8 protein-coding genes are annotated in these 9099 nt (G+C 71.5%); 6 read left to right on the forward strand and 2 right to left on the reverse strand.

Annotated elements, in window-relative coordinates; genetic code table 11:
* Positions 1–104 precede the first annotated feature (104 nt).
* From AB0J68_RS19770 to AB0J68_RS19785, 4 genes are all read left to right on the forward strand, one after another.
* Positions 105–1091, forward strand: a complete 987-nt coding sequence (locus AB0J68_RS19770; RefSeq protein WP_355063914.1) for a sugar ABC transporter permease — start codon at positions 105–107, stop codon at positions 1089–1091.
* 70 nt (positions 1092–1161) lie between these two features.
* Positions 1162–2007 carry a carbohydrate ABC transporter permease gene (locus AB0J68_RS19775; protein WP_234581704.1) on the forward strand — a complete coding sequence of 282 codons (846 nt, stop codon included), beginning with the start codon at positions 1162–1164 and terminating at the stop codon, positions 2005–2007.
* Complete coding sequence (locus tag AB0J68_RS19780) at positions 2004–3437, forward strand: GH1 family beta-glucosidase (protein ID WP_363939831.1); 1434 nt, start codon at positions 2004–2006, stop codon at positions 3435–3437. The genes AB0J68_RS19775 and AB0J68_RS19780 overlap by 4 nt, the downstream gene beginning before the upstream one ends.
* A gap of 82 nt (positions 3438–3519) precedes the next feature.
* Entirely contained in the window at positions 3520–4566 is a 1047-nt protein-coding gene (locus AB0J68_RS19785; RefSeq protein WP_363939833.1) for a LacI family DNA-binding transcriptional regulator, read from the forward strand.
* Between the two features lie 11 nt (positions 4567–4577).
* Here AB0J68_RS19785 and AB0J68_RS19790 read toward each other — a convergent pair whose 3' ends face one another.
* Both AB0J68_RS19790 and AB0J68_RS19795 read right to left on the reverse strand, forming a co-directional pair.
* On the reverse strand, positions 4578–5786 hold the full coding sequence (locus AB0J68_RS19790) for an acyl-CoA dehydrogenase family protein (RefSeq protein ID WP_355063912.1): 1209 nt from the start codon (positions 5784–5786) through the stop codon (positions 4578–4580).
* On the reverse strand, positions 5786–6865 hold the full coding sequence (locus AB0J68_RS19795; protein WP_363939834.1) for a phosphotransferase family protein: 1080 nt from the start codon (positions 6863–6865) through the stop codon (positions 5786–5788). Before AB0J68_RS19795 ends, AB0J68_RS19790 begins: the two co-directional genes overlap by 1 nt.
* Positions 6866–7010: 145 nt before the next feature.
* Here AB0J68_RS19795 and AB0J68_RS19800 point away from each other — a divergent pair, with 145 nt between their 5' ends.
* Both AB0J68_RS19800 and AB0J68_RS19805 read left to right on the forward strand, forming a co-directional pair.
* Positions 7011–7712: an amino acid-binding protein gene (locus AB0J68_RS19800; RefSeq protein ID WP_354860875.1), complete on the forward strand. Its 702-nt coding sequence runs from the start codon at positions 7011–7013 to the stop codon at positions 7710–7712.
* 90 nt (positions 7713–7802) lie between these two features.
* The gene (locus AB0J68_RS19805; protein WP_363939836.1) at positions 7803–8858 is read left to right on the forward strand and encodes a GNAT family N-acetyltransferase; all 1056 of its coding nucleotides are present in this window, start codon (positions 7803–7805) and stop codon (positions 8856–8858) included.
* Positions 8859–9099 lie beyond the last annotated feature (241 nt).

The following is a 9099-nucleotide window of genomic DNA, read 5'->3' on the forward strand; positions in this document are numbered from 1 at the left end:
TTACGCGCTCACGGGTGGTGCCGCTGCGGCACCACCCGTGAACCCGCGTCGGAACGCCCTGCCGCGGCGCCCACGACGGCGTCGCCGAGTGTGAAGGACCGCTCATGAGCTCCCTGAAGACCCCCGCGCCACCGGGTGCGTCGGCCCGCCGGTCGCGTCCCGCTCCGCGGCACTCACCGACGCGCCGCCGGCAGTTGAACCGGCTGGACCTGCGCCTCACCCCGTACGTCTTCGTCCTGCCGTTCTTCGTGCTGTTCGCGATCTTCGGCGTCTACCCGATCGTCTACACGTTCTGGATCGCGATGACCGACCGGTCACCGATGAACGCGACGATCAGCTTCGTCGGTCTGGACAACTTCGTCGAGTTGTTCACGAACGATCCACAGTTCTGGAACGCGGTGGTGAACACCTTCGGGATGTTCGCGCTCTCCACCATCCCGCAGCTGATCATCGCCCTGCTGCTGGCGAACGCCCTGAACCGGCGCATCCGCGGTCAGATGTTCTTCCGGCTGGCCATCGCGATGCCGATCATCACCTCGACCGCCGTGGTGGCGCTCATCTTCTCGATGATCTACGCCCGCGAGTTCGGCCTGATGAACTGGCTGCTCGACCTGGTCGGCGTCGGCCCCATCGACTGGCGGGCCAACCGCTTCGCCTCCTGGTTCGCCATCGCCACGATGGTCGACTGGCGGTGGGTGGGTTACAACGCCCTGATCTACCTCGCGGCGATGCAGTCGATCAACAAGGACGTGTACGAGGCGGCCGCCCTCGACGGCGCCTCCCAGCGCCGGCAGTTCTGGTCGATCACCATCCCCCAGCTGCGTCCCACCATCATCTTCACGCTGATCATCTCGACCATCGGCGGTCTGCAGCTCTTCACCGAGCCGCTGATGTTCACCAGCGGCTCGGGCGCGCTCTCCGGCGGCACGGAGGGTCAGTTCCAGACGATCACGATGTACCTGCTGGACGTCATGAACCAGCGGTTCCGGTGGGGGTACGCGGGTGCCGTCGCCCTGGTGCTCTTCCTGCTGATCGCGTCCGTCTCGTTCCTCAACTACCTGCTGGCCCGCCGAATCAGCTCCGACAAGTGAGGGTGGCCCACCCATGACCAGTACCACTCTGCGACCGCCGGCGGTCCGGCCACCGGCCGGGCGCACCGGCATCCGCCACCGGGCGGAGAAGCTCTGGACGGCCAGCCCACTGACCTGGTTCGGGCTCGTCCTCGGCGTGATCCTGTCGCTCTTCCCGTTCTACTGGATGATCGTCATCGCCTCGCGGACCAGCGACGCCGCGAACTCCTGGCCGCCGCCCTTCCTGCCCGGCGGCAAGCTGGGCGAGAACATCCAGCGGGTGCTCGACAACGGCGACGCGAACATCGTCAAGGGCCTGATGAACTCGTTCCTGGTGTCGGGCACGATCACGGTGGCGACCGTGTTCTTCGGCTCGCTCGCCGGATTCGCGTTCGCGAAACTGCGCTTCCGCGGCAAGAACGCGCTGTTGCTGATCATCCTGGCCTCGATGATGATTCCCATCCAGCTCGGCGTGCTGCCGCTGTACATCCTGATGGCGAAACTGGAATGGCTGAACACCATGCCGTCGGTGACCGTGCCGTTCCTGATCGGCGGTTTCGGCATCTTCATGATGCGCCAGTACGCCGAGCAGGCGGTGCCCAACGAGCTGATCGAGGCGGCCCGGGTCGACGGCTGCTCCACCTGGCGGGTCTACTGGCACGTGGTGGTGCCGGCGCTGCGACCCGCCGCGGCCGTGCTCGGGCTGCTCACCTTCATGGAGCAGTGGAACCAGTTCTTCTGGCCATTCGTGGTGCTCGCCGACCCGGCCAATCCGACCGTGCAGATCTCACTGCGCAGTCTGAACACCGCGTACTTCGCGGACAATTCTCAGATCTTCGCGGGTACGCTCATCGCGACCCTTCCGTTGTTTATCGTGTTCGTTCTGTTCGGCCGCCAGATCATTGGCGGGATCATGGAAGGTGCCGTCAAGTCGTGAGCAACCCCGCCAGCCCACCCGCCGTCGACGTCCTCGACGAGCGCCCCGGGCTGACCTTCCCACCCGGCTTCCTGTGGGGCGCCGCGACCGCGGCGTACCAGATCGAGGGGGCGGCGGCCGAGGGCGGCCGCACCCCGTCGATCTGGGACACCTTCAGCCACACCGAGGGCCTGGTGGTCAACGGACACACCGGTGACGTGGCCTGCGACCACTACCACCGGGTCCGTGACGACGTCGCCCTGATGGCCGAGCTGGGCCTGAGGTCGTACCGTTTCTCGGTCTCCTGGCCCCGGGTGCAGCCCGGCGGCTCGGGCGCGGCCAACCCACAGGGTCTGGACTTCTACCGTCGGCTGGTCGACGATCTGCTGGCCCACGACATCGAGCCGTGGCTCACCCTCTACCACTGGGACCTGCCGCAGGAGCTGGAGGACGCCGGCGGCTGGCCGTCGCGGGACACCGCGGCGCGCTTCGCCGACTACACCACGCTCGTGGCCGACGCGCTCGGCGACCGGGTGCGCTACTGGACGACGCTGAACGAGCCCTGGTGCTCGGCGTTCCTCGGGTACGGCTCCGGAGTGCACGCCCCGGGCCGGTCGAACGGCGCGGACGCGGTCCGCGCCGGGCACCACCTGATGCTCGGGCACGGCCTGGCCGTGCAGGCGCTGCGGGCCGCCCGACCCACCGCCGAGGTGGGCGTGACCGTCAACCTGTACCCGGTCGACCCGGCCAGCGACACCCCCGCCGACATCGACGCGGCCCGGCGGATCGACGGGCTGGCCAACCGCTTCTTCCTCGACCCGCTGCTGCGCGGGTCGTACCCGGCGGACCTGGTGGCCGACCTGCGCACGGTGACCGACTTCGACCACGTCCGCGACGGCGACCTGGCTACCATCGCCACGCCGCTGGACCTGGTCGGGATCAACTACTACAGCCGGCACGTGGTCGCCGCGCCGGTCGAGGGCGCCGAGCCCGAGCCGTACTGGCGGGAACCGTCCTGCTGGCCGGGCAGCGAGGACGTCCGCTTCGTCACCCGGGGCGTCCCGGTCACCGACATGGACTGGGAGATCGACGCCCCGGGCCTGGTCGAGACGCTGCGGCGGGTGCACGAGGAGTACACCGACCTGCCCCTGTACGTCACCGAGAACGGCTCCGCGTTCGTCGACGCGGTCGTCGACGGACAGGTCGACGACCCGGACCGGCTGGCCTACTTCGACGCCCACCTGCGCGCCTGCCACGAGGCGATCAACGCGGGCGTGCCCCTGCGGGGATACTTTGCCTGGTCACTGATGGATAATTTCGAGTGGGCCTGGGGTTACACGAAGCGCTTCGGCATGATCCACGTCGACTACGACAGCCAGCTTCGCATTCCCAAGTCCAGCGCCAGGTGGTACGCCTCGGTGATCCGACGCAACGGTCTGGCCGCACAATAGGCTCGGGCCAGCCATCAGGGCGGTCCCGGTGTCCACCTTTCTCGGGTGGCGCCGGGCCCGCCCGCCGTCGGAGGAGCAGACGATGACAACGCAGCGCACCCGGTCGCTCGGGCGCCCGACCCTCGACGCGGTCGCGGCGCGCGCCGGCGTGGGTCGAGGCACGGTCTCCCGCGTGGTCAACGGCTCGCCCCAGGTCAGCCCGGAGGCCCGGGCCGCGGTCCAGCAGGCCATCGCCGAGCTGGGGTACGTGCCGAACCGCGCGGCCCGCGCGCTCGTCACCCAGCGCACCGACTCCGTCGCCCTGGTGGTGTCCGAGTCCGGCGAGCGGGTCTTCACCGAGCCGTTCTTCGCCTCGATCGTGCGGGGCATCAGCTCCGCGCTGCTCGAGACACCGATGCAGCTCTGGCTGGCCATGGCCCAGTCGCCGGTCGAGCGGGAGCGGGTCGAGCACCACCTGACCAACCAGCACGTCGACGGCGTACTGCTGCTGTCGTTGCACGACTCCGACCCGCTGCCGACCCTGCTGGAGGAGCGCGGCCTGCCCGCCGTGCTCGGCGGTCGGCCCGCCCGGATGCTGCAACCCGGCGCCCAGCCGGCCTGGTTCGTCGACGTGGACAACGTTGGCGGGGCCCGACAGGCGGTGGAATACCTGACCGGGCAGGGGCGTCGACGCATCGGCACCATCGCCGGCCCGCAGGACATGGGCGCGGGTCTGGCCCGCCTGGCCGGCTACACCGAGGCGGTCAAGGCCACCGGGGGTGGCGTCAACCCCGACCTGATCGCGTACGGCGACTTCAGCGAGGGCAGCGGCGCGGCCGCCATGCGCCGGCTACTGGACTCCTGCCCGGATCTGGACGCGGTCTTCGTGGCGTCCGACCTGATGGCGTTCGGTGCGCTGCGTACCCTGCGCGAGGCCGGCCGGCGTGTCCCCGAGGACGTCGCGGTGATCGGCTTCGACGACGCGACGATCGCCCAACAGGCGGAGCCGCCGCTGACCACGGTCTTCCAGCCGGTGGAGGAGATGGGCCGACAGATGGCCCGCCTGCTGGTGGCCCGCATCCGCGGTGACGACCTACCCGCCCCGCACATCCTCCTGGACACCCAACTGGTGCACCGAGCCTCCGCCTGAGCGGCGGGGGGTCAGGCCCAGCGGCGGAGTTCGCGTTTGGCGAGGGAGTTGCGGTGCACCTCGTCGGGGCCGTCGGCGAGGCGCAGGGTGCGGGTCTGCGCCCAGAGGGCGGCCAGCGGGGTGTCCTGGCTGACGCCGGCGCCGCCGTACCCCTGGATGGCCTTGTCGATCACCCACTCCGCCATCGCCGGCGTGCCGATCTTGATGGCCTGGATCTCGGTGTGGGCGCCCTTGTTGCCGACGGTGTCCATCAACCAGGCCGTCTTGAGCACCAGCAGGCGGGCCTGCTCGATGCGCACCCGGGACTCGGCGATCCACTCCCGGACCACGCCCTGCTCGGCGAGCGGCCGGCCGAACGCGACCCGCTCGAGCGCCCGCTTGCAGAGCAGCTCCAATGCCCGCTCAGCCATTCCGATCAATCGCATGCAGTGGTGGATCCGGCCCGGGCCCAGTCGCGCCTGGGCGATGGCGAAGCCGCTGCCCTCGGCGCCGATCAGGTTCTCCGCCGGCACCCGGACGTCGGTGAAGTCGATCTCGGCGTGCCCGCCGTGTGAGCCGTCGGTGTAGCCGAAGACGGTCATGCCCCGGCGGACGTGCACCCCGGGGGTGTCCCGGGGGACCAGCACCATGCTCTGCTGGCGGTGCCGATCGGCGTCGGGATCGGTCTTGCCCATCACGATGAAGATCTCGCAGCTCGGGTCCATCGCGCCCGACGACCACCACTTGCGGCCGTTGATGACGTACTCGTCGCCGTCGCGGACGATCCGGGTGGCGATGTTGGTGGCGTCCGAGGACGCCACGTCCGGCTCGGTCATGCAGAACGCGGAGCGGATCTCGCCCTCCAGCAGCGGCATCAGCCAGCGCTGCTGCTGCGCCTCTGAGCCGAACTCGGCCAGCAGCTCCATGTTGCCGGTGTCCGGCGCCGCGCAGTTGACCGCCTCCGGCGCCAGGTGCGGGCTGCGCCCGGTCAGCTCGGCGAGCGGCGCGTACTGCAGGTTGGTCAGGCCGGCGCCGTAGCGCGGGTCGGGCAGGAACAGGTTCCACAGGCCGCGCTTGCGGGCCTCGGCCTTGAGCTCGGCCAGCACGGGGGTACGCGACCACGGGTCACCGGCGGCGACCTGCTCGGCGTGCACCGCCTCGGCCGGGTAGACGTGTTCGGTGAGGAACCGGGTCAGCTCGTCGCGCAGCTCCTCGGTCCGGGCGTCGTACGAGAAGTCCATCACCGCTCCCTGGCGGCGGTCAGCCCGTGCGCGACCAGCGGTGCCACCATCTCGCCGATCCGGTCGAAGCCCTCGCCGAGCGTCTGCCCGAGCGTGTGGCGGTAGTGGATGCTCTCGCAGATCACCGCGAGCTTGAAACAGCCCAGCGCCACGTGCCAGTGCAGCGGCCCGACGTCCACGTCGCTGCGCCCGGCGTACCGGTCGATCAGCTCGGCGCCGGTGGGGAAGCCGGCGCGCGGCCCGAGCCCGTCGGCCACCGGGTTGCCCTCGGCCGTCTCGCTGCCGCCGAGGACATCCCAGTACGTCAGGAGCAGCCCCAGGTCGGCGAGGGGGTCGCCGAGGGTGGCCATCTCCCAGTCCAGGACGGCGTGCACGGCCACCGGGTCGGCCGAGGCGAGAAGGTTGTCCAGCCGGTAGTCGCCGTGCACGATCCGGCCGGCGTTCGCGCCCTCCGGGGCGGTCGCGGCCAGCAGGTCACGCAGCTCGTCGATGCCGGGCAGGTCGCGGCTGCGCGAGCGGTCGAGCTGCCCGGCCCAGCGGCGGACCTGCCGGGCCAGGTAGCCCTCGGGGCGGCCGAAGTCGCTCAACCCGACGGCGGCCGGCTCGACGGTGTGCAGCGCGGCGAGAGTGTCCATCATCGCCATGGCGAGCGCCCGTCGTCGTTCGTCGCCGAGCGGGTCGGTCTGCGCGCGGGTGCGGAACACCTCGCCGGGCATCCGCTCCATCAGGTAGAACGGGGCGCCGATCACCTCGGGGTCGGTGCAGAGCAGCAGCGCGCCCGGCACCGGCACCTCGGTCGGCGCCAGCGCCGAGATGACCCGGAACTCGCGGGCCATGTCGTGGGCTGTCGCCAGCACGTGCCCCAGCGGCGGCCGGCGCAGCACGACCTCCCGGTCGCCGAGGCGCAGCAGGTAGGTGAGGTTGGACTTGCCGCCCGCGATCAGGTCGGCCCGCGCCCGTCCCACGGCCAGCTCGGGTCGGTGCGCCGCCAGATAGCCGGCGAGTCGATCGAGGTCCAGCCCGGCGGGGGACGCCGGAACAACGCCCGGCCGGAGCGCGTTGACGGCCGGATCGGTCATCCGACTAGTTCATGGCAGCCCGCTCACGTTGTCAAGGTCAGATTTTCCCCTCGGGACATGCCTCTGCAACAGGGACGAAATGGTCAACATTCAGGCTGTGAGCAGCCTGCCGGCCGTCGCCGGCCCGCCGAGCGGAGGGACAGACATGTTGCTGCGAGTTCGGGTCACCCTGCCGGACCGTCCGGGCACCCTCGGCCAGGTCGCCCGCACGTTGGGTGTCTCCGGCGCGGACATCGTCCAGGTGGTGGTCCTCGAACGTCTCGGCGGGCGCGCGGTGGACGACTTCACTGTGGTGTGGCCGGGCGCCGCTCGGGTCGAGCGTCTGCTGGCCGGCCTCGCGGCGATTCCGGGCGTACGGGTGGACGGCGTGTGGCGGGCGATCGGCGCGCCCACCACCACCGGCCAGGACGCGGAGCTGCTGGCGCAGGTCGCGGCCAACCCGGCCGACGGGCTGGCGACCCTGGTCGACGCGGTGCCGGGGCTGCTGGCGGCCGACTGGGCGGTCGCCGCGGTGGTTCCGGTGGACTGGGCGTCGCGCACCGGGGGCGGTGGCGCCACCGTGGGCCACGCGAGCTGGCGTGCTCCCGTACCCCTGCGGTTGCCCGAGGTGACCCCGCTACGCGGCCGCTCGATGACCACGCCCGACGGCACCCACCACGCGATCGCCCCGTTCGGTCGGGCCGGCCTGGTGCTGGTGGTGGCCCGCGAGCACAGCGACACCCTCAGCGCTGCGGGTTTCCACAGCACGGAGGTCGACCGGCTCACCCAGCTCGTCCGCGCCAGCGCGGTGATTCTCGGCGACCGACTGGACCTGGTCGGCGCACCACCGGTCGTCGCCGGCCCCTGAGCGGCCCCGGGAGTTCCCGGGCCGACACGGCCGGGCAACCGGGCCGCAACAGCCGGGGGCGAGGCTCTGACGTGGGGAAGGGAGCCAACCATGACGTTGTGGCGGATCCGGGCCACCGTGGACGACCGACCGGGTTACCTGTCGGTTCTCACGGCGAGCCTCGCGCTGCGTGGGGTCAACATCCTCACCGTGCAGGTACAGCCCACCGAGCAGGGCGCAGTGGACGACTTCCTGGTCGACGCTCCGGACGCGCTCGACGAGGCCGAGTTGGTCGCGGCCGTCGAGCGGGGTCGTGGGCGGGACTGCTGGGTGGCTCGCAGCGAGGCGCGCGGCCTGGCCGACCAGCCGACCCGGGTCCTTGGGCTGGCCAACCGGCTGGTGCGTGACCCGGACGCGGCGGGTGAGGCGCTGCGGACCCTGCTCGGCGCGGACTCGGTCAGCTGGCGGCCGGCGTCGACCGGCGTGGACCGGGGCAGCACCGCCACCACCATGCTGCTGGCCGACCCGGCGGGCGGCTCGTTCGCGTTGCGCCGGGCCGCGCCCGCCTTCACCCCGGCGGAGTACGCCCGGGCACAGGCCCTGGTCGAGGTGGCCGCCACCGTGACCCGTCGGGCCGCCGAACAGGTCACCCTGGTGCTGCCCGACGGGGCCGAGCTGATCGCGCGTCCCGCCTGCGTCGATGACCTGCCGAGCGTCCTGGAGCTGCACGAGGGCTGCTCGCCGCGCAGCCGGCAGCGGCGCTACCTGGGTGGTGCGGCACTGCCGCAGCCGGCCCGGCTGCGCCGCCTGCTGGAGCCGAGCCGAGGGCTCACCCTGGTCGCCACGACCACCGACGGGGACGGCGCGCTGGTCGCGATGGCGAACCTGGTTGGCGAGGGCGACGAGGCCGAGGTGGCGTTGCTGGTGCGCGACGACTGGCAGCGCCGCGGCCTGGGCTCGGCGCTGCTGCGCCGGCTGGTCCGGCACGCCGACGACGCCGGCTACGCGGCCCTGGTGCTGCACGTGCAGATGGACAACGCGCCGATGCTGCGGACGCTGCGCCGGCTGAACCGGTCCAGCTCAACGGAGCGCGACGGCACCCTGCTCACCCTCACCGTCCCGCTCGCCGCGGATCGCAAGGGCATGTCCCTCACGTCGGGCGCGTAGGGACGAGCCCTGGTCACCCGCTGTGGAGAATGGCCCCTCGCCCCGCACGAGGCGTCGACGAGGGGCCATTCCCGGTACGGCGGTCAGGTGGCGGGGTAGCTGTTGTAGTCGGGGAAGTTGCCGTAGAGGCGGCCCTCGCCGCCCACGGTGACCGCCTGCACCAGCAGGTCGCCGCCCACGAACGCGCCTTTCCAGGACGCGCCCCGGCCGCCGAACGGCTCGTCCCGGTCGCCGCGCGAGC

This window comes from Micromonospora sp. NPDC049580 (genome assembly GCF_040675595.1).
Taxonomy (GTDB): domain Bacteria; phylum Actinomycetota; class Actinomycetes; order Mycobacteriales; family Micromonosporaceae; genus Micromonospora.